This window comes from Acidovorax sp. ST3 (genome assembly GCF_003231145.1).
Taxonomy (GTDB): domain Bacteria; phylum Pseudomonadota; class Gammaproteobacteria; order Burkholderiales; family Burkholderiaceae_C; genus Acidovorax.
This window is the reverse complement of sequence record NZ_QKVP01000068.1, coordinates 1-625: the sequence shown is the minus strand read 5'-3', so window position 1 is coordinate 625 and position 625 is coordinate 1. Positions and strand designations below refer to the sequence as shown.

Annotated in this window: 1 protein-coding gene; it reads right to left on the bottom strand. The window is 66.7% G+C overall.

The window, feature by feature from the left end; genetic code table 11:
* Positions 1 to 528 (bottom strand): trans-aconitate 2-methyltransferase (locus tag DNK89_RS23575; protein ID WP_153064338.1); only part of this gene is annotated, 528 nt, incomplete at its 3' end.
* Positions 529 to 625: the final 97 nt, after the last annotated feature.

Genomic DNA, 625 nt, shown 5'->3' with positions numbered 1-625 from the left:
GTCGAACCCGGCCACGATCCGCGTCGTGATCGTGACGTCTTCGCCTTCAGGCCCTCGCACCGACACCGCATTTTCGGGCCGCCAACGTTCCCAGGCGCGCGCCGCCGGATTTCGCGTCTCGAACGCAAAGCGGCCGCCGGGCGCCAGCATCTGGCGCACGGCGGCGGCGAACGCCTTGAGCTCCTCGTCCGCGACGATGGCTTGAAAGGCGTGGCCGGTCATGACGATGAGGTCGAACGGACGCGCCCAACGCGTCGTGGCGAGATCGCCCAGCACCCATTCGACGTCCTGGCGCCGCCGCGCCCGTTCCAACATGCCGGTCGCGGGATCGAGACCACAGAGTCGGCCGCGATGCCCTCGTCGACGGGCATCCGCGAGCAGCACGCCCGTGCCGCAGCCGACGTCCAGCACCGACTCGGCGGACATGATGCGCGGCAGGTAGAAATCGTAGTCGTCTCGCTCGGATCTTGGGTGCCAAGCGTCGTAGAGCGCGGCGAGATAGGTGTCGGCGAAAAGATGATCGACCATGTTCACCTGGCTGACGGACGTTCCACCAAAGTCCGCCCCCCTTAGGCGACGGGCTGTATCCACATCGGCTTCACCCAATCAGGACCGCACCATCGAT